Below are 19,386 nucleotides of genomic sequence, written 5' to 3' on the forward strand. Positions count from 1 at the left end.
TTTATGAATTCTAACCATATTAGTGGGAAGTACTGCCACTTCCCACACAACCTCCAAAATATATTACAAACAATCTTAAATACTTTTTTTAACAATAGTTATAATCATGACTAAACATATTATTGAAGCATTGGGGAAAAGCCAGATAACAATTGAAAACGGAAAAGTTGTTGACGTGACAGAACCTGAAGTGGAATACTGCCCTCTTTTTGATCACCATCGTGGAATTAAAAAGCTCTCAAAAGAAGTAATCGCCGAAAATATCCAATTCAGAATCGATGATTTTGGAATGTGCACACCCGAAAGGCAATTAAGGATGAAAGACTTTTTAAGCTTCGGAATATCTGAAATCATGTGCACCCTACTTGATGAAGGAGTAATCGATTCAGTTGTAATGGTCTTGGAAGGCTGCGGAACAATAGTAGTGACCGAACCGGAACTTGTCCAAGGAATTGGCGGCAGAGTTTCAGGCCTTGTAGAAACAAGCCCAATTCCAGAATTAGCTGCTAAATTAGGAGAAGATAATGTTTTGAATCCCGAAACTGCTGAAATTGACCAGGAAAAAGGAATCGAAATGGCAATTTCAAAAGGATTTAAGAATATAGCAGTCACCATTACACTGGCCGATGATGCTGATAAAATTAATGCATTGAAGGAAAAATATCCTGATGTAAACATTTATGTTTTTGTAGTCCATACCTCAAAAAGAACAGCTGAAGAAGCAAGGAAACTATTTGATGTTTGTGATGTTGCTACAGGTTGTTCATCTAAACATATGCGTGAAATTGGTGAAAAAGAAAGCGTAAAAACAGTGGGCCAATCAATACCAATTTTTGCCCACACTGAAGATGGGAAAAGATTTTTAGAAATGCGTCTTGAAAGAATAGGCGGAGAAAAGCCTAAAAAGGACAATCCTGATTTACCTTATCCTCTTATCTGAAAATATTCTTGGTAAAATCTCATCTTGAGGGGCCATCATATATCTGAATCTTTGCGGGTAATACTTAATGCCGGGCACTATAGGTCCGCAAACCCCATATTTTGGATTAAATCCGAAAATATTGATGTATTCTTTCAAATCATTACGTTCTTCTTTCATAGCTAAAGTTACATAATATAATGCTTTTGTATCATCGACTGCCCTATGGAAATTAACTTTTTCGATGCGATAACATTCAACAGCATCGCTTAATGTGTGAGGATACTTCTTTCTATCTTTTAAAACAGTCAAGGTATCCAACCATTTTAAATTTGAGATTATTTCATCTGCGTCGTCTGGAAAATTACGCTTTAGCAATTGATATAAGAATAACAAGTCAAATTGACAGTTATGGGCAATCATTAATGTATTGTCAGTGATTCTTTCCTTAACGGCACAGGCAACTTTTTTTTCATCAACACCCTTAGTTCTTAACCTTTCATTAGTGATGCCAGTTATATCCGTAATTTTTTGAGAAATAGGTTTTCCGATATTGATGAATTCATCATATGAATCAATAATACTCCCGTTTTCAACGACAATCATTGCAAACTCTATTATCCTATCATTAATGAAATCTAAACCACTGGTTTCAGTATCAAAAAATATTTTTCTTATGGTAAACACCCTCATAAAAATTAAATTTAATTAATTCTATATACTTGAAACTATATAATTCATAATGATTAGTCAACATGAGGGATAAATTTGACTCAAAAAAGTGAAGCTCAAAAAGGCAACATTACACCTGAAATGGAGTATGTTGCAAAACAGGAAAATATAGACATTAACAAACTTGTAAAACTGATTGATAGTGGAAAGGTCGTAATTCCAAAAAACATAAACGGACATTCAAATCCTTGCGGTATTGGAGAAGGCTTGAAAACCAAAATCAATGCGAATATCGGTTCATCATCCAAAATTGATGACATTGAACTGGAAATCGATAAAGCAAAATTGGCACAGGAATACGGTGCAGATGCATTGATGGACCTGTCAACAGGCTCTGATTTGAAACTGTTCAGACAAAAAATCATGGAAGCGGTAGATTTATGCATAGGTACCGTTCCGATTTACGAAGCGGGTGTCGTAACACTTTCCAAAAACAGGGAAATCATCGATATGGATCCTGACGACATCTTCAAGGCCATTGAAAATCAGGCAAAGGAAGGAGTGGACTTCATGACCCTCCACTGCGGAATTACAAAAGACCTGGTTCAAAAATTGAAAGATGCAAACAGAATGATGGGCATTGTAAGCCGTGGCGGAACATTCATAGCTTCCTGGATTAACCACAACGAAGAGGAAAACCCATTATACAAAAATTACGATTATTTATTAGAGTTATCATATGAATATGACATTACATTATCCTTAGGCGATGGCCTCAGGCCAGGCTGTCTGGCGGATGCAAGCGATATCCCTCAAATTCAAGAGCTTGTAAACCTCGGCGGCCTTGTCAAAAGGGCACAAGACGCTAATGTTCAGGTAATGGTGGAAGGGCCTGGACACATGCCGTTAAACCAAATCAAAGCCAATATGGAAATTCAAAAAACAATCTGTCATGGAGCTCCATTTTACGTTCTAGGACCATTGGTAACCGATATTGCACCGGGTTATGACCACATTACAGGAGCAATCGGAGGAGCCATTGCAGCTACTGCAGGAGCCAGTTTCCTGTGTTATGTGACCCCAGCAGAACATTTGTCCTTGCCTAGCTTGGAAGACGTTAAGGAAGGAATCATCGCTTCAAAAATTGCAGCAGAAGCAGCCGATGTCGCTAAAGGATTGCCTCAAGCATGGGAGAGGGAACTTGCAATGGCCAAAGCCAGAAGAGAATTTGACTGGGAAGCCCAATTCGACCTTGCGCTGGACAAGTCCAAACCTAGGAAATACCGTGACAAATGCAAACTTGACGATAACGAAATGTGCGCGATGTGTGGAGAATATTGTGCAGTAAAAATAGCAAAAGGCGATTTCTGATGAAGTATCAAGAATTGGTAGATGTTTACTCAGCACTTGAGGCAACTACAAAAAGACTGGAAAAAACTGAAATAATAGCTGAATACCTGAAGAAATTAGATTCAGACACCATTGAAAAAGTAGGGCTTTTGATTTTGGGTGTCGTATTCCCCGCTTGGAGTTCGGAAGAAATTGGAATTGGCGGAAAATTGGTTGAGCGAGCAGTGGCGGAAGCTGTTGGAACATCACAATCAGCAGTAGAAGATGCTGTTCGTGACGAAGGAGATATTGGGCTTGCCTGCATTAAATTATATGCCAAAAAATCCCAGATGACATTTTTCTCACAGCCTTTAACAATTGATTTCGTTTTCAATAGCTTACGCAAACTGTCCACAATAAGCGGTTCAAGATCAACCAACCGTAAAATCGCAATCATTTTAGAATTATTAAGTCAGGCAAGCGCTACTGAAGCCAAATTCCTGACACGTACAATAACAGAAGAGTTAAGAATCGGCGTAGGCGATGGAGTGGTGAGAGATGCAATAGCTCAAGCCTTCAATATTGATAAGGAAATTGTTGAAAGGGCACAGATGCTTACAAATGACTTTTCCGTCGTTGCAAGAACCGCTAAAGAACAAGGAGCAGCAGGACTTGAGAAGCTTAATTTGACTCCAGGAACTCCTGTCAAGCCAATGCTGGCACAGCTTGCACCCCCTTTAGATGAAATCATCCTCGAAATGGGCGAAGCGATTTGTGAAACCAAATATGACGGCATACGTCTGCAGGTTCACAGAAATGGCTCTGAAATTAACATTTTCACCCGTAGACTCGAAAACATTACTCATGCATTGCCTGAAATAGTTGAGCTGTTTGATGAGTATCTGCCTCATGAAGACTACATCGTCGAAGGTGAAGTGATAGCAACAAGGGATGGAAAGCCGCTGCCTTTCCAGAATATCTTGCATCGTGTCAGAAGAAAATATGATGTGGAAAAGGCAATGGAAAATGTTCCTTTGAAATTATACTTATTTGATGTATTATATTACAAGGTTCCAATGATTGATGAACCTTTAAAAACCAGAAGAGCGACATTGGAAAGTATTGTGGATACTTCCGCAGATGAAATGAACCTAAGTACAATGAAAGTCGGTACTCCGGACAATCTTGATGAAATCCAAGAGTTGTTTGAAACTTCAATCGAAGGAGGCCATGAGGGAATCATGATTAAAGATTCTGATGAACCATACATTCCCGGATTGAGAGGTAAAAAAATGCTCAAATACAAAGCGGAACCTGAAACATTGGATATGGTTGTCATTGGAGGAACCTACGGAATAGGCAAACGTGGAGATTTCGTCGGATCTTATCTGGTTGCGCTTAGGGACGAAAACAATGAGTTTAAAAGTGTTGCATATGCCGCAACTGGTCTTGATGATGCGACTTTGGAATATCTGACCGGTAAGATGAAGGAATTGGAGATTTCAACAAAAGGCCGAGAAATAAAGGTTGAACCAAAAATAGTCTTGGAGATTGCATTTTCCGAAATCGTTGAATCCCCAGAGTATGAAACCGGTTACTCTCTAAGGTTCCCTGTCGTTAAAAACATAAGAAAGGATAAAGGCCCGATGGACGCCGACACAGTTGAAAGATTGCTTTCAATGTATGACACCAACTAAAAAAAATACTAATTTTCCGGCAGTGCCTTGACACTGCCTATTACATATCTTGTTAAAGGATATACAATTATTTCATAAACTGTCTTGAACAATGCTTGGGCAACAATCATCACTAAAAGAGCTTCTGTAGGCATTGTGCCGAAAAATCCGATTGTGATAAACAGCAATGCATCCAACCCTTCGCCGAAAAGTGTTGAAACTATGCATCTGAAAAACAGCTTTTTCTCATCCCACTTTTTAAGATAGGTCATCATTTTTGCATTTACAAGGGATCCGACCAGATATGCAACGAAACTAGCTACCAGCAGCCTTGCTGTTGAACCCAATACTATGCTGAATGCTTCGGAGTTTTCAAAAAATGCAGGAGCCGGAAGCCAAATTGTTACATTATAACAAATCACGGCAATAAGATTCATAAAAAATCCAAGCAAGATTACGCGGCGAGCCTTTTCATAGCCATAAACTTCAGCCAGGACATCATTGACAATGTAGATTATTGGAAATATCATTACGCCGCAGGGTAAAGTAAATGAGAAAAAATCGAATGTTTTGCCTGCTATGATATTTGATATGATCAAACATGCAGTAAAGATGCCTGTTAAGGTTGCATATAATTCCGTTTTAGTCAGATTTTCAAACATACTCATATTATATTTTTAATCTTAAATAAATTTTACAAGTTAAAATCCTATCGCCTATTTTAACTTTGAAAGACAATTAAAAAACCATGGAAATTACAGATGACAAATTGCTGAGAATAGCTTTGATAACTGCCCTTATCGGAATAATGGGGCTAATGATCTTTACCCCCTCAGTTGAAGTCAAAAAAGTAGACATTAAAGACATTTCACAGGCCATGATTGATGAGAAGGTATGTGTCGATGGCGTGATAACGGATATCGCCGAATCAAGCTCAAAGACCAACTATTTTCTAACAATAAATGACGGCGAAAGCCAAATCCAATTGATAGTCTTTGAAAAACAAGTTGCAGAAATCCAATCGAGAAACTTGGAAATTGAAAACTTCAAAAACAGAAAGGTTGAAGTTGTTGGAACAATAACAGAATATAAATCCTCTTTAGAGCTGATTTTATCAAGCGGAGATAGCCTGAGAATAATCAATTAACAATATATATTTATTTAAAAAAATTCAGAAATAATAATATTAAACTAAATAGGAATTTTAATTATGTCTGATAAAAAAAGATTATTCGGAACTTTTGGAGTCAGAAGAACTGCAAATGATGTTTTGACTCCTGAATTCGCATCAAGGCTTGCGGCTTGTTACGGTTCACAAATTCAGGGAACCGTAGCCGTCGGTGGAGATACCAGAACATCCACACCCATGCTGAAAGAAGCTGTAAAAGCCGGGCTTTTATCTTCCGGCTGTGATGTGGTGGATTTAGGAATTCTTCCAACCCCTGGAGTCCAATATGCTGTTCGCAAATATTATGATGGTGGAGTAATGATTACCGCTTCACACAATCCTCCAAAATATAATGGGCTTAAGTTTTTAGATGAATATGGTATCGGAATACCTGATGAAATGGACCTTGCAATTGAAAAGTTATACTTTGATGAAGAACCTATCAGGGTGCCGTTCTCTGAAATCGGCCAGATTTACCACAATGATAAAGTTATCGAAGAGTATGTTGATGAAGCGATTTCCAAAGTGGATGCCGAAGCCATTCGTGAAGCCAATCTGAAAGTGGTTGTCGATTGCGGAAGCGGAGCGGGCTGCTTTACGGCACCATACCTAATTCAAAAACTTGGTTGTGACGTTACAACCCTCAACTGCCAAGCCGATGGATTTTTCCCTGGCCGTGACCCTGAACCAATTGAAGAAAACCTGCAAGAGCTAATAAGTGTCGTTAAAGAACTGAACGCCGACATTGGCCTTGCCCATGATGGGGATGCGGACAGAACAATCTGCATTGATGAGAAAGGAAACTTTGTTTTAGGAGACAAGACATTCACCCTTGTCGAAAAGCAAATGCTTAAGGAAAACGATGGGGGAACCATCGTAACTACCGTTGCAACATCACAGGCGATTTATGATGTTGCAGAAGAATACAACGGCAATGTAATAGCTACTGCTGTTGGAGATTTGCTTGTAGCCCGTAAGCTCAAGGATGAAGATGGCCTATTCGGCGGAGAGGAAAACGGCGGTTTAATATTCCCAGACTTTGTTTATGGAAGGGATGCAGTAATGACTGTTGCCAAAATTCTTGAAATCATTGCAAAAGAGAAAAAGCCACTGTCTGAATTGGTCGCTGAACTTCCTGTTTACTACGCTAAAAAAATGAAAATCGAATGTCCTGACGACCAAAAGGAAATGGTCATGTCAAGCATTGCAAAAGAAATCAAAGAAACAACTGATTTTGAACTTGACCTTACAGACGGTGTTAAAATTCTAAAAGAAGATGGTTGGGTAATCATCAGACCATCAGGAACTGAACCAATTTTCAGATGCTTTGCCGAGTCTGACTCACAACAAAAGGCTGATGAGATGACAGATTGGGGAATCAGTTTGATCAAAAAATATAAGGAATAATTTGACAGGAAAATTATTTCAATTAAATGGAAAATAGCTTCAATTAAAATAGCTATTTTTCAAAACTTTTTTATTAAATTATAGCTACTTTTAAAATAAGATATGTCCCGAATAAAATCAGGAAATTAAAATATGCAAATCTACATGAATTGATTGAAACTTCTAGAAGTTTTCCAAACATTCTTCTTTCAAGAAAAATGCATCCTCATTATCCGGATTTATAAGCAGCACTTTATTGAAACTGTCAACAGCCTCTTCAAACTTGCCCAATTCCATTAATACCACACCTTTATTGAGCAAGAAATCAATGTTATGTTTTTCTAAAGATATGGCTTTGTTAAAGCAATCCAAAGCTTCATCAAATTTGCCTAAATCAATATAGGCATTACCCATCCTATTAATGGCTCCCGCATCCATTTCAGAATCGTCCAGACATACCTCAACAGCCTTATCGAAAGATTCAATAGCTTCTTCCAGCATTCCCATATCAGTCAATAGATTTCCGCGTGAATTCCAGACTTCAGGGTTTTCGCCGTCAATGACTATGAGCTTGTCATAGACCCTTAATGCTGCGTCGTATTTTCCAAGCATTTCCAAAATAAATCCTCTCCAATAAAGGACAATTGGGCTGCTTGGCCTGTAATTATATGCTATAGTGCTTACCTTATATGCTTCATTAATGTTTCCAGAGTTAAGAAGTGCAATAGCCTTATTGTTCAAAATGTAAATATTATCGGGTTCAATTTCCAATGCCTTATCATAACACTCGATGGCATCAATGAACCTGCCTAACCTTGACAAATTATCCCCCTGCTTATTCAGCAAATAGACATCGCTAGGGTCAAGTCTTAAAGCGGCCTCATAGCACATTGTGGATTTGTCAAACTTTCCGCTGTCAAAGAGGATATCTGCCCTTTTGGTAATCATCGCCTTTTCATCGATTTTATCCCCTTTCCAGTCATCAATGTGGATTTTTTCAAAATAGATAATTTGAAACTCTTCTGAAGGATCGATCCTTCCGCCGTACATCTTTTTGAATTCCCTCATCATGTCTTTGGAATCTTTGAATCCTTCCTGGCGAGCCAATTCATCATTGCCGTCAATCTCTTCAAAAGAAATGGTTTCAACATCAGTGACAAAAGCTTCAAAAATCTTCATTTTTTCTTTAGAGACTAAATTCCAATAGCAATAAAGCCTGTCTCCAACTTTAAGAGGAGTCTTCCATGCTTTACGGATGGTTCTGGTTTTTTTACCAGTGATAACATCAATATCATTGCTTGAAAATGATAAAATCGGCATTTTAAAGACACTCCTATTCTATTACTTTTTCTCCAAATTCAGCTGATTTAACCTTAACTGTACCGTCAAAATACGGCTTGATTTCACGAGCCAGCTTTTCCAAATCGTGAGGATTCGGAACTTCAACTTTTTCCAAAGCGGGATCTAGAACATTTTTATTTCTAAACTGTTGAATCGTATAGATATCCGCTTTGATTTCATCTACAAGATTGATTATATCCTTTTTAGTGTGTAACGTTGGAACATAAGTTGTTCTTGCTTCCAAATGGACTCCAGCTTCATTTATTAGATCCATTGACTTTTTAACTTGAAACCCCACATTGGCTCCGGTTATCTTTTTATACTTGGAGAATGTTGTTTTAACATCAAGAGATACGAAATCAAGCAAATCCAAATCAAGAATCTTCTTAAGTTTATCCGGATAAATTCCGCTTGTATCCAATTTTGTTTTTAAGCCAATTTGGCGAACATATGTCAATATCTCGATTACTGCATCGGTTTGCACCAACGGTTCGCCGCCTGAAATTACGATGGCATCTAAAAAATCTGCCGAGGAATCGATTTCTTCTTTGACTTTCTCAAATGACCATTCGGTATTGTCTTCTAAAAGCTCAACATTGTGACAATATCTGCAAGCGAGCGGGCATTTGGACATGAAAATAACTAAAGACATATTTCCATGAAATTCAACAGAAGATATTACCGTTCCTCCAATATACATTAGCTTAAAACCTCTTTAAGTATTTCAATGAATTTTTTATCCTCATCTAAAGTACAGATACTAATCCTAATCCAATATTCATCCAATCCCTTGAAGGAAGTGCAATCTCTTACTATGATTCCCTTTTTCATGAGTTCTAAAGCCAATTCAGTAGCTGTGAAGCCAGTTTCTTTTACATTGATTAACATGAAATTGGATTTTGATGGAAATACATTCAGCCCATCAATCTTTGAAACTTCATCATATAAGTATTGCCTTGATTCGATTCCTTTTTTGATGGATTCCTCAATGTATGCCTTATCTCTAAATGTATTGAGAGCGGCTACAAATGATAATCTTGTAAGGGAAAATACGGGTTTGATTCTGTGCATATATTCGATTATTTCAGCACATGCCAGGCCATACCCGATTCTCATGCCTGCAAGACCCAATACTTTTGACATTGTGCGGATAATGAAAATATTGTCAAAATCGTTGATTAGATCTTTGTTAGTGACTTCGGAATATTCAAAGTAAGCTTCATCTATGACAATTAAAACATCGGGGTTTTTGGAAGCGATATCCATCAACACTTCTTTATCAATCAGTGTTCCGGTCGGATTGTTAGGGCTGCACAAGAAAATCATTTTGGTTTTGTCAGTGATTGCGTCAAAAATTGAATCAACATCCAACTTGTTTTCTTCCAAATCCCATCTTGCATAAACCGGATTTGCACCATACTGCTTTAGTAAGTATTCATAATACATATAAGACGGCAAAGGAACAATAAATTCATCGCCTGCATCAATAAATGTTTTTGCTAAAACATCAATGATCTCATCGGCCCCATCTCCGCCTATGATTACCTGTGAATCGTCAACGCCTGAATAAGCAGCTATTTCTGCTACAAGTTCGTGCAATTGGGATTCCGGATACCTGTTTATGGCCTTTATTTCATCCTTAATGGCTTCCATAGCTTTTGGGGACGGACCCCATGGATTCTCATTAGAGCCCAATTTAATAATGTCTTCCTTTTTCAAGTTGAAATCCTGAGCAATCTCATCCTGTGACCTGCCAGGAACATATGAATCCATTTCATCTACAATTTTTCTTGCCTTCATAATTTAGTCTTCCTTATACTGTTTGGAAAGTTTAACATAATTGTCAGCATTATTTTGAATAAGCTGCACTTGTTCAGGGGTTAGCTGCTTAACTACCTTGGCCGGAACGCCTAAAATCAGACTGCCTTCTGGAAACTCCTTTCCTTCACTTACAACAGCGCCTGCACCTACAATAGAATTTTTAGAAATGTGGGCTCCATTTAAAACTGTTGCATTCATTCCAATCAGAACATTATCATCAAGTTTGCAGCCATGGACAACCGCACCGTGACCGACAGAAACGTTATCGCCAATCACAACTGGAAATCCGCGAGTGCAGTGAACAACACAATTATCCTGGACATTGGAATTGTCACCGATAGTGATTGAGTCAGTATCGCCTCGTATTACGGCTCCATGCCATACGGATACATTTTCGCCTAATTCAACATCACCTAATACTTGTGCGCCAGGGCATATTACAATAGAGTCTTTAATATTTTCCATAATATCGCCAATTTATTCTTTTTTCGCTTTTTTCTTTTGTATGATATAATCTTGTTTTACCAATATCCTTGTATCGGAGGGTACATCATCATATAACAAAACCCCAGAACCGATGGTGGAATTATGACCCACCTTTACACCTGGAGAGAAACTGGAGTTGATTCCAGTCTTGACAGAATCCCCAATGATGGATCCGAATTTGCGCCTTCCACTATCAATCATTTGATTCTTAATCTTGGTCTTAACGGATTTATTGTCAAAACGCAGGTTAGCAATGTTAGTACCGGCAGCAATGTTACAGTTGGAGCCTATTACGGAGTCTCCAACATAACTTAAATGGCTAACATTGGTATTTTCCATGACAATGGAGTTTTTAATTTCAACTGCATTTCCAACATGGACATTATCGCCAAAGTAGGAATTGCCCCGGATGTATGAGTTAGGGCCTATATCGCAGTCTTTGCCTATGTAAACATTTCCTTCGATGTATACTCCTGCTCTGATAATACTGCCTTCATCCAAGAACACTTCTCCATGAATATGAGCTCCCTCTTCGACTTTACCCTTAATTTCAGTTTTAAGATGGCTAATCAACTCTTCATTAACTTCAAGCAACTCCCATGGACGGCCAACATCAATCCAATCTTTGTTGGTCTTATGGCCAAGGACTGTTTTGCCATCTTCAATCTGCATAGTAACTGAATCGGTAATCTCATACTCTCCTCTTTGTGAAAGTTCTGTTTTATCAATTTTATCAAAAATATCCTTATTAAAAACGTAAATTCCTGCATTGACTAAGTTACTTGGTGCTTCCTCTTTTTTAGGCTTTTCTACAATGCTTTTAATATTGCAATCTTCAATCTCAACAACACCGAATGCAGAAGGATCCTCAACTTCAGTCAAAAGCATTAATGTGTCTGGTTTTACATTATTGTATTTTTCAATGAGCTCATTGATGATTTCGTCGTCTAAAATGATATCACCATTTAAAACAATTATACTATCTTCAATGAAATCTTTACCATATGAAATAGCGTTTGCAGTGCCTAAAAAGTCTTTTTGTACTTTATATGAAATGTTAACACCGAATTTGCTACCATCACCAAAATAATCCTGAACCATTTCCTTTTTATAACGGACAATTAACAGAATATCTTTAATGCCATTATCCCTTAATGATTCAATATTATATTGCATAATAGGCTTTCCAGCAACCGGCAACATGGTTTTTGGCTTTGTAAGAGTCAGTGGTCTCATCCTTGACCCCTCGCCAGCGCTTAAAATAATCGCTTTCATTTTCACTATCCCCTAGAAAAATTATCTAATAATATTATATGTTTTTCTCTTTTCTTATAAAATAATTTTCCTATATCAAATAACTAATTATAAATAATAGGTAAAATATAATAGAACCATATTAGCTATGCTGATAAAACAAAAAAGGAGATTAATAAAATGACTATCTATGTTTGCTTACACTGTGAATACAAATTTGATACTGAAAAAGGCGACCCTGCATACAACATTCCTGCTGGAGCAACTCCTGCAGATATGCCAGATGACTGGGTATGCCCAGAATGCGCAGCTTTAGGTATTGAAGCATTCATTGCAGAAGAAGAATAAACAATCTTCTTCTATTTTTCTCTTTTTTTCGACTAATTTTTAAACTGATTTAAAAAAAAGGATTTGAAGATAGGATATCTTCTATAAATTGTCATTGATTATTTTTACACAAGTCTCTTTGATGGATTCTGCTCTATCTTCATCGCGAGATTCCAAGGTAATCCTAATATAGTCTTCGGTTCCAGAAGGCCTTACCAACACCCAACTGTCATCCTCAAAGGTTAATCTCACCCCGTCAATGGAGTTTACATCGCGAATGTCATCAAATGCATCCTTAAGTAGCTCTTCCATGTTCTCCATTACCTTAACTTTCGCTTCTTTGGAGCAGGTTATCTTTTCGCGAATGTTCGGATATGATGGAATTTGATCCAATAGCTCGGACAATTTGCCTTCCCTTGAAACAATTTCAGCCATTCTCAAACCTGATAGTATTCCATCGGGACACATGCAGAAGTCCGGGTGCAGCCAAGTTCCTGATGGCTCTCCGCCAAATGCAGCATCCTTTTCAATGATAACTTCAGCCACATTAACGTCACCAACTTTAGTTCTTAAGACCTCGCCTTTTACTGATTCATCCATGCATAAGCCAGCGTCAACTGTTGTTACGATGTCCCCATCGAACTCTTTTGAAATCAACGCCAAAAGTGAGTCGAATGGTGAAACATTGCCTTTTTCATCAACTGTAATCATCCTATCTGCATCACCGTCATGCGCAATACCCAAATCAGCCCCAATAGCTACAACTGTTTTCATTAAAGTCTGTAAGTTTTCAGCATTCGGTTCAGGATTTCTTCCCGGGAAAAATCCGTCTGGCTGTGAGTTAAGTGTTGTGACTTCGCATCCTGCCTTTCTAAATGCTAAAGGTGATATTTCGCTTCCGGCTCCTGATGCGCAATCGATTACCACTTTTAAGCCTTCCCTAATATCAACCATATCGACTAAATCATCAATATATTGGCCTTTTATTTCTTCATTAACACTTAATTTGCCAATTTTATCCCAAGCAACTAAAATATAATCCTTATTCGCATATATCTCTTCAATCTTTTCTTCTTGTTCTGAAGTATATGCCATTCCATTCTTGTTCCATAATTTAATCCCGTTATATGGGGAAGGATTATGGGATGCTGTCAACATAATTCCTGCATCGGCATCAAGCTTTTCGGTAGCATAACCAACCAATGGTGTTGGAACCATGCCGATTTTAACTACATCGACTCCGCTTTCAAGCAATCCTGCACAAATAGCTTGATCAAGCATTTCATTGGTTGTTCTTGTATCATAACCTATTACAACAGTACCTTCATTACCTAAATAATAAGCTAAAGATTTACCGACGTTCAATGCAAGTTCACATGTTACTTCAGAGCCTATCAAACCTCTGATTCCTGATGTCCCAAACAGTTTTTTGGCTACCATATTAACACCTATGCCCCGAATTTATGAGCATAATTCATTAAATCCATCATTATGTTCATTACATCTGATCCTCTGATTCTGTTAAGTCCACCTTTTGCGCATGCGCGTTCGGAGAATTCACACACATCATCCACTCTTACTTCAGGACCCCTGATTAGGACTGGCACTGGGTCACCTGAGTGGTTCATGACTGAAATCGGAGTTGAATGGTCAGCGGTTAAGTAAATATAAACGTCTTCAAGTTTTATCAATTCACTCATTACAACTTCATCAACTTTTTCGATGAATTCCTTTTTCTCTTTGGTTTGGCCATCGTGGCCAGCCTCATCGGCTCCATCGATATTTATCAGGAAAAAGTCATGGTCTGAGTTTTTCACTTGATCGATGATTGTATCACGAATATTGTCTAAGTTAGTGTCAATTCCACCGGTTACGTCTTCCATTTCAATGATATCCATTCCAGCAAATCTTCCAATACCCATGATAAGGCCAGTTTCCGCAATGCATGCAGAGTTCACTTCATATTTATCATTCAATGATTCGACAACAGGCACTTCACCGGCACCACGTGGAATAACAATGTTGGCTGGAGGCAAACCTTCTTCTATTCTTTTTAAGTTGACTGGGTGGTCTTTAACCATTTCATAGGTTTTTACAACTAATTTATTTAAGATATCTGCAGTTTTTGCTGCTTCTGGTGTGTCATCTAACGCTTTAACTTCTTTAGGTTTATTGCCTTCCACTTTTGGATCTGCATCGCTTACCTTATCAGAGAGTCCCTCTCCCCTTAACACCAAAACAGCCCTGTGACCGGTTGATTCCTTAAAGATTATTTTAATGTCAGGATAATCCTCTAAAACCATTGTGTTCAATTCGTCAACAATTTCTTTGGTGCCTTCTTTGATTCTTCCTGCACGCCTGTCGGTTACGATTAAATCTTCATCCGCAGTTGAAAAATTACATCTGAATGCAATATCTCCCGGCAACACTTCTACACCAACACCATTTGCTTCAAATGGTCCTCTGCCGGTGTAAACTTCATAGGGATTATAACCTAAAATTGATAAGTGTGCTGTGTCACTTCCTGGAATTATGCCTGGAGCTATAGAATCCATAATGCCAGTAATTCCTTCAGCCGCCATTTTATCCATGTTAGGAGTGTATGCTGCTTCGAGAGGAGTTTTATTTCCCAATTCTTTAATCGGACGGTCACCCATACCATCCATAATTAAAATAAGTCCTTTCATTAATATCACCTAAATTATAATAATATAGTTTTTGTCTTTAATAGTTAAAATAATTTGTTTAAAAGTGAATTTAAAATTTTAAAATATAATTTATAAAAAAAATTAGAGCAATAAAATTCCAACGAGTGCTCCGACAATTGTTGCCATCAAATTAACATGCTCGTTAGTTATTAGCCCCCTATTTTCAAATAGTGCTCCCAATATGCTGTCCATAAAGCATCCTACAGTTCCTGATATAATTGCAACCGTAATGGCTATCAATGGATTTGATAGAATTCCCAAAAAGTATGCTGCAATACCAATAATTGCTGCGCCAATGATGCCTATTGCAGTACCTAAAGTGGAAACCGCACCATTTGTACCAGGATCTACTTTTTGGAAAGTTGTAATTAAACGTGGGTTTTGGTCCAATACTCCAATTTCAGATGCTAAAGTATCCGCAGTTGCTGTTGCAATAGCTCCAATGAAACCTCCGACAAATGGCAAGTAATATCCTCCAAATGCTGCCATGAAACAAGCCACAACACCATTTGATATTACATTTTTAGATGTCCTCCTTCCTTCAAATTGCCCAAGGGACCTTTTATATTTTTTAGAGTATCTAGTAGCTAGTAGCGACATCACCAAAAATAGAACGATAAGAACCAGCCAGTTTGCTCCAGCCGAAAATATAATCACAACGCCCATGATAATCATAACTGCTGAACCAAATAAGTCCAGAGCCTTTCTTTGATATGTAATGAAACCCAAAATGAAGAGAATGATTACATATACCCAATTAATCATAATTGCTTCAACCATTATTATCACTAAAGCATTTTTAATTAACCTTTGTGTAAAATGGTATAAAAAGATTTATATAATTTTTTCGATTAAATGAGACTTTCATAAAAAACTAAACGACAAAAAAACCTTACTAAAAAAAATCCAATTATGGCCAATTAGAAAGTACCATTATAATCAAAATAACGATTGATTAAATTCATTGAAACTTACAATTCTTTAATAATATTGATATTCCTTTTAATTAAATAGGATTTAATATTCAAAAACAGAAATAATTATTTTGATAATGTATATGTGGAGGTAGAATTTTATTAATTTCTAAAAAAATAAGAAAAAAGAAGAAAAAATTATTTCTTAAATCTTCTAATCTGAGTTGATCCAAGCACCACTATGATTAACAATAACACCAATATTGGATTACCGGTAGCATGCTTGGTTAAAGTAGCTCCAACATGTTTTGCATTTTCCCCGCCATTATCATCATGGCCTGGAATCACATCAATGTCTGTTATTGTATCATTGGCTTCGTATTTTTTGTCACCAGAGTATGATGCTGTAACGTCATGATCTCCACTGGACAATCCCAGAACAGTAAATACTGCTTTTCCATCTTTAACTTCGGCAGTGTATTTTTTACCATCGACAGTAATTGTTACAGTACCAGTAGCGTCACTCGGAAGCTTTACAACAACGGTTGCATCTTGACCTTGCTCAATCTCATCGCCAGTAGCTGAAATTGGGGTTTTGGCTTTAGTTACTGTGAATTTGGCTGTTGTTGTGCTTGGCAAGTATTTGTCGTCACCTTCATAGGTTACTTTTGCTGTGTATTTGCCAGATGGAAGTTCAGGAATTACAACTTTTGCCTTACCGTTTACGATATTTCCATAATACCCTACGCCATCAATATCAACCAATACACGACCGGTTGCATCTTTTGGAACAGTGACTGTAATAACTTCATCTTTTCCAACAGTAATGTCTTTGCCTGATGCTTTTAAGGTTGATTTTACTTTAGATACTGTGAATTGACCAGTAGTGGAGTTAACAACATAGTTCTTATCACCATCATATTTGACCGCAACTGTTTTGTCTCCGGCTTCTAAGCCATCAACATTGAATACAGCTTTTCCATCTTTAACTTCAGTAGTGTAAGATTTTGCGTTAATTTCAATAGTTACATTACCAGTAGCACCATCAGGAAGAGTTACTGTTACGACAGCTGTGTCTCCAACATGACAATCATCAACATCAACGCTGATTGGGGTGTTGTACTTTGGAATTGTTGCTTTTGAGTCTTCAACTTCAGGATTATGTTTTTCGTCACCGGAGTAGGTAACTTCAATGTCATGGACTCCAGGAGTTTCATTAGTCAAGTCAATGACAGCTTGACCATCAACTACAGTAGCATTGTAAGTATTGTTTCCAACTTTGATGGATACAGTACCAGTAGCATCTTCAGGCAAGTCAACGACAACAGTACCGTTTCCTAGATCAGTGACATCCATTTTTGAAGATTTTTTAAGCACTTTAAATGTAGTTGTATTTGTGCTTGGCAAGTATTTTTCATTACCATTATATTTTACACTTACAGTGTATTCTCCTTTAGGCAATCCAGATACGGTTAATTCTCCTTTTCCATTGGATACGGCAACAGTGAATTTTTCACCATCATCACCTGTTGAACCCAATGAACCATCATCCAAATCGAAAGTGTATTCTTCCCCACCGATAATTACAGTGAGAGTTCCGGTAGCATCACTAGGAACTGTGAATTTGATTACTTCATTTTCTCCAACATAAATGTCTTGTGCAACAGGAATTACAAAGGATTCCACTTTAGATACATTGAAAGTACCGTTATTGGAACTTGGCAAGTATTTGTCATCACCTGTGTAAGTCAAGGTTACATTATATGTTCCGTTAGGCATGCGAGGTATTTCTATAGTTCCAGTACCGTCAGTTACATTTACATAGTATCCTACACCATCGATATCAATCAATACTTGGCCGGTTGCATCAACAGGGACAGTAACTGTGATAGTTGCATTTTCACCAACATCAATATTAGTGATTTCTGCGCTTACAGTAGACGGACATTTGGATACTTCAATGCTTGATGTGGTATGGTTTCCAACATAGTTATCATCACCAGCATAATCGACTGCAATGGTTTTATTTCCTGCAGTCAAGTTCTCAATGTTGAATGTTGCTTTACCGTCTTTAATTTTTTCAGTGTATTTTACACCATCAATTTCGATAGTTACATTTCCAGTAGCGCCATTCGGAACGGTCACAACAATTTCTGCAGTATCTCCAACATTAATATCAGATACTTCAACACTGATTGGAGTTTCAAGTTTAGGAATATTTGCTTTGGAAGTTGTGGTTCCATCAAGGTAATTGTCATCACCGGAGTATGTAACTTCAATGTCATGAACTCCAGGAGTTGCATTGGTTAAAGTTATTGTAGCAACACCGTTTTCAATCGGAGCGGTGTAATTTTCACCATCGACAGTAACGGTAATATTACCAGTAGCATTTTCAGGAACAACGACTACCACAGTACCATTGTTTTGATCAATCACATTAATATCAGCTTTAACTTTGGATACTTCTAAATCAGTGCCATTAGAGCTTGATTTATATTTATTGTCACCGGAGTAAACTGCATCAACAGTGTAATTGCCTGCTTTAAGACCAGGAACAACCACAACGGCTTTTCCATTAGATACGTTAGCGGTATAAGGTTTGCCATCAATTGTAACTGTTACATTACCTGTAGCGTCGCTTGGGACAGTTATTTCAACGATAGCCTTATCGCCATAAGTTATGTCATCCACTTCAACTGATACGAATGAAGGAACATCAGCTACTTTAACTGATGTGGTTACATCATCGGATGAGTAATATTTATCATCACCAGGATATCTGGCAGCAATATCATGATTTCCACCAGCAACATCAGGAATAACCAATTGTCCTTTACCATCAGTGATGTTTACATAATATCCAACGCCATCCACATCAACAAGTACAGGATCTGTTACGTCTTCAGGTGCAGTTACATTTATGACTATGTCATCACCGTCAGTAACGGCATCAAGTGTAATTTTTGGAGTGACTTTAGATACTGTAATGTTTGATGTAGTTGTATTTGCCACATAGTTATCATCACCTGTATATTTAACTGCGATGGTTTTATCTCCATCAGTTAAGTTTTCAATGTTGAATGTTGCTTTACCATCTTTAATTGGAGCGGTATATGATTTACCCTCAATTTCAATAGTTATATTGCCAGTAGCATCATCAGGAACTGTTACAACAATTGTAGCATTTTCTCCAACTTTAATGTCATCAGCAGTTACGTTAATCGGAGCATTAAGTTTAGGAATAGTTGCACTACCGTTTCCAGTAGCTGGAGCATGAGTATCGTCACCTGAATAGATTACTTCAACATCATAAGTTCCAGGAGTATTGTTAACCAAATCGACAGTAGCAACACCATCAACTACAGTCGCATTGTAAGTTTCATTT

At 37.6% G+C, this 19,386-nt stretch carries 17 protein-coding genes; 6 read left to right on the forward strand and 11 right to left on the reverse strand.

The genetic code is table 11. The features are described 5' to 3' along the window. The first annotated feature begins 106 nt into the window (after window positions 1–106). A complete protein-coding gene (locus ACJROP_RS10560) occupies window positions 107–940 on the forward strand; it encodes a methanogenesis marker 8 protein (RefSeq protein WP_406535428.1) in 834 nt (277 codons plus the stop codon). On the opposite strand, the gene ACJROP_RS10565 is transcribed toward ACJROP_RS10560, so the two are convergent. Then, window positions 920–1,612 (reverse strand): PolC-type DNA polymerase III, encoded by a 693-nt coding sequence (locus tag ACJROP_RS10565; RefSeq protein WP_406535429.1) that lies wholly within the window; start codon window positions 1,610–1,612, stop codon window positions 920–922. The two genes, ACJROP_RS10560 and ACJROP_RS10565, sit on opposite strands and share 21 nt — an antisense overlap. A gap of 75 nt (window positions 1,613–1,687) precedes the next feature. Here ACJROP_RS10565 and thiC point away from each other — a divergent pair, with 75 nt between their 5' ends. Both thiC and ACJROP_RS10575 read left to right on the forward strand, forming a co-directional pair. Then, the gene (gene thiC / locus ACJROP_RS10570; RefSeq protein ID WP_406535430.1) at window positions 1,688–2,962 is read left to right on the forward strand and encodes a phosphomethylpyrimidine synthase; all 1,275 of its coding nucleotides are present in this window, start codon (window positions 1,688–1,690) and stop codon (window positions 2,960–2,962) included. Further along, window positions 2,962–4,617, forward strand: coding sequence for an ATP-dependent DNA ligase (locus ACJROP_RS10575; RefSeq protein WP_406535431.1), 1,656 nt, complete (start codon window positions 2,962–2,964; stop codon window positions 4,615–4,617). The genes thiC and ACJROP_RS10575 overlap by 1 nt, the downstream gene beginning before the upstream one ends. 8 nt (window positions 4,618–4,625) lie before the next feature. Here ACJROP_RS10575 and ACJROP_RS10580 read toward each other — a convergent pair whose 3' ends face one another. Beyond that, the gene (locus tag ACJROP_RS10580) at window positions 4,626–5,258 is read right to left on the reverse strand and encodes a queuosine precursor transporter (RefSeq protein ID WP_406535444.1); all 633 of its coding nucleotides are present in this window, start codon (window positions 5,256–5,258) and stop codon (window positions 4,626–4,628) included. Between the two features lie 86 nt (window positions 5,259–5,344). On the opposite strand from ACJROP_RS10580, the gene ACJROP_RS10585 reads away from it, so the two are divergent. Further along, complete coding sequence (locus ACJROP_RS10585; protein ID WP_406535432.1) at window positions 5,345–5,743, forward strand: exodeoxyribonuclease VII large subunit; 399 nt, start codon at window positions 5,345–5,347, stop codon at window positions 5,741–5,743. 63 nt (window positions 5,744–5,806) lie between these two features. Further along, on the forward strand, window positions 5,807–7,171 hold the full coding sequence (gene glmM, locus ACJROP_RS10590) for a phosphoglucosamine mutase (RefSeq protein ID WP_406535433.1): 1,365 nt from the start codon (window positions 5,807–5,809) through the stop codon (window positions 7,169–7,171). Window positions 7,172–7,333: 162 nt separating this feature from the next. On the opposite strand, the gene ACJROP_RS10595 is transcribed toward glmM (ACJROP_RS10590), so the two are convergent. From ACJROP_RS10595 to glmU, 5 genes are read right to left on the reverse strand one after another with little or no spacing between them, the layout of a single operon-like run. Continuing rightward, window positions 7,334–8,470 carry a tetratricopeptide repeat protein gene (locus ACJROP_RS10595; RefSeq protein ID WP_406535434.1) on the reverse strand — a complete coding sequence of 379 codons (1,137 nt, stop codon included), beginning with the start codon at window positions 8,468–8,470 and terminating at the stop codon, window positions 7,334–7,336. Between the two features lie 13 nt (window positions 8,471–8,483). Beyond that, window positions 8,484–9,191 carry an anaerobic ribonucleoside-triphosphate reductase activating protein gene (locus ACJROP_RS10600; protein WP_406535435.1) on the reverse strand — a complete coding sequence of 236 codons (708 nt, stop codon included), beginning with the start codon at window positions 9,189–9,191 and terminating at the stop codon, window positions 8,484–8,486. Then, the gene (hisC, locus tag ACJROP_RS10605; protein WP_406535436.1) at window positions 9,191–10,291 is read right to left on the reverse strand and encodes a histidinol-phosphate transaminase; all 1,101 of its coding nucleotides are present in this window, start codon (window positions 10,289–10,291) and stop codon (window positions 9,191–9,193) included. The genes ACJROP_RS10600 and hisC overlap by 1 nt, the downstream gene beginning before the upstream one ends. A 3-nt stretch (window positions 10,292–10,294) precedes the next feature. Further along, window positions 10,295–10,777, reverse strand: coding sequence for a gamma carbonic anhydrase family protein (locus ACJROP_RS10610; protein ID WP_406535437.1), 483 nt, complete (start codon window positions 10,775–10,777; stop codon window positions 10,295–10,297). Window positions 10,778–10,789: 12 nt separating this feature from the next. Next, window positions 10,790–12,079 (reverse strand): bifunctional sugar-1-phosphate nucleotidylyltransferase/acetyltransferase, encoded by a 1,290-nt coding sequence (gene glmU / locus ACJROP_RS10615; RefSeq protein WP_406535438.1) that lies wholly within the window; start codon window positions 12,077–12,079, stop codon window positions 10,790–10,792. A 153-nt stretch (window positions 12,080–12,232) separates the two neighbouring features. Here glmU and ACJROP_RS10620 point away from each other — a divergent pair, with 153 nt between their 5' ends. After that, complete coding sequence (locus tag ACJROP_RS10620) at window positions 12,233–12,400, forward strand: rubredoxin (protein WP_406535439.1); 168 nt, start codon at window positions 12,233–12,235, stop codon at window positions 12,398–12,400. An 81-nt stretch (window positions 12,401–12,481) separates the two neighbouring features. On the opposite strand, the gene glmM (ACJROP_RS10625) is transcribed toward ACJROP_RS10620, so the two are convergent. The 4 genes from glmM (ACJROP_RS10625) to ACJROP_RS10640 all read right to left on the reverse strand — a co-directional run. Further along, window positions 12,482–13,819, reverse strand: coding sequence for a phosphoglucosamine mutase (gene glmM / locus ACJROP_RS10625; RefSeq protein WP_406535440.1), 1,338 nt, complete (start codon window positions 13,817–13,819; stop codon window positions 12,482–12,484). Window positions 13,820–13,827: 8 nt separating this feature from the next. Next, window positions 13,828–15,066 (reverse strand): 2,3-bisphosphoglycerate-independent phosphoglycerate mutase, encoded by a 1,239-nt coding sequence (locus ACJROP_RS10630; protein WP_406535441.1) that lies wholly within the window; start codon window positions 15,064–15,066, stop codon window positions 13,828–13,830. A gap of 102 nt (window positions 15,067–15,168) precedes the next feature. Next, window positions 15,169–15,867, reverse strand: a complete 699-nt coding sequence (locus ACJROP_RS10635) for a TIGR00297 family protein (RefSeq protein WP_406535442.1) — start codon at window positions 15,865–15,867, stop codon at window positions 15,169–15,171. Between the two features lie 332 nt (window positions 15,868–16,199). After that, a partial coding sequence (locus ACJROP_RS10640; RefSeq protein ID WP_406535443.1) for an Ig-like domain repeat protein occupies window positions 16,200–19,386 on the reverse strand: 3,187 nt, incomplete at its 5' end.

The organism is Methanobrevibacter sp., assembly GCF_045220775.1.
In the GTDB taxonomy this organism is placed as follows: Archaea; Methanobacteriota; Methanobacteria; order Methanobacteriales; family Methanobacteriaceae; genus Methanocatella.

Bases quoted from the DNA above. Each gene is read 5' to 3' on its own strand.
- glmM (WP_406535433.1), top strand. From the start codon at position 5,807: ATGTCTGATAAAAAAAGATTATTCGGAACTTTTGGAGTCAGAAGAACT.
- glmM (WP_406535440.1), bottom strand. From the start codon at position 13,819: ATGGTAGCCAAAAAACTGTTTGGGACATCAGGAATCAGAGGTTTGATA.
- hisC (WP_406535436.1), bottom strand. From the start codon at position 10,291: ATGAAGGCAAGAAAAATTGTAGATGAAATGGATTCATATGTTCCTGGC.
- ACJROP_RS10610 (WP_406535437.1), bottom strand. From the start codon at position 10,777: ATGGAAAATATTAAAGACTCTATTGTAATATGCCCTGGCGCACAAGTA.
- ACJROP_RS10630 (WP_406535441.1), bottom strand. From the start codon at position 15,066: ATGAAAGGACTTATTTTAATTATGGATGGTATGGGTGACCGTCCGATT.
- ACJROP_RS10585 (WP_406535432.1), top strand. From the start codon at position 5,345: ATGGAAATTACAGATGACAAATTGCTGAGAATAGCTTTGATAACTGCC.
- ACJROP_RS10580 (WP_406535444.1), bottom strand. From the start codon at position 5,258: ATGTTTGAAAATCTGACTAAAACGGAATTATATGCAACCTTAACAGGC.
- ACJROP_RS10565 (WP_406535429.1), bottom strand. From the start codon at position 1,612: ATGAGGGTGTTTACCATAAGAAAAATATTTTTTGATACTGAAACCAGT.
- ACJROP_RS10560 (WP_406535428.1), top strand. From the start codon at position 107: ATGACTAAACATATTATTGAAGCATTGGGGAAAAGCCAGATAACAATT.
- ACJROP_RS10620 (WP_406535439.1), top strand. From the start codon at position 12,233: ATGACTATCTATGTTTGCTTACACTGTGAATACAAATTTGATACTGAA.
- ACJROP_RS10595 (WP_406535434.1), bottom strand. From the start codon at position 8,470: ATGCCGATTTTATCATTTTCAAGCAATGATATTGATGTTATCACTGGT.
- ACJROP_RS10600 (WP_406535435.1), bottom strand. From the start codon at position 9,191: ATGTATATTGGAGGAACGGTAATATCTTCTGTTGAATTTCATGGAAAT.
- ACJROP_RS10635 (WP_406535442.1), bottom strand. From the start codon at position 15,867: ATGGTTGAAGCAATTATGATTAATTGGGTATATGTAATCATTCTCTTC.
- ACJROP_RS10575 (WP_406535431.1), top strand. From the start codon at position 2,962: ATGAAGTATCAAGAATTGGTAGATGTTTACTCAGCACTTGAGGCAACT.